This window comes from Paraburkholderia sp. BR10937 (genome assembly GCF_040965695.1).
Lineage (GTDB): Bacteria > Pseudomonadota > Gammaproteobacteria > Burkholderiales > Burkholderiaceae > Paraburkholderia.
This window is the reverse complement of record NZ_JBFRCL010000259.1, coordinates 1-242: the sequence shown is the minus strand read 5'-3', so window position 1 is coordinate 242 and position 242 is coordinate 1. Positions and strand designations below refer to the sequence as shown.

At 52.9% G+C, this 242-nt stretch carries 1 rRNA gene; it reads right to left on the bottom strand.

Going from position 1 to position 242, the window contains the following annotated elements:
• Positions 1-8: 8 nt before the first annotated feature.
• Positions 9-242: ribosomal RNA gene (locus tag AB4Y44_RS42885) — 23S ribosomal RNA — on the bottom strand; the annotation flags it as partial.

Genomic DNA, 242 nt, shown 5'->3' with positions numbered 1-242 from the left:
CCTGTTATAGGATCAAGCCTTACGGGCAATTAGTATCAGTTAGCTTAACGCATTACTGCGCTTCCACACCTGACCTATCAACGTCCTGGTCTCGAACGACCCTTCAAGGGGATCAAGTCCCCGGGGAAGTCTCATCTTGAGGCGAGTTTCCCGCTTAGATGCTTTCAGCGGTTATCTCTTCCGAACATAGCTACCCGGCGATGCGACTGGCGTCACAACCGGTACACCAGAGGTTCGTCCAC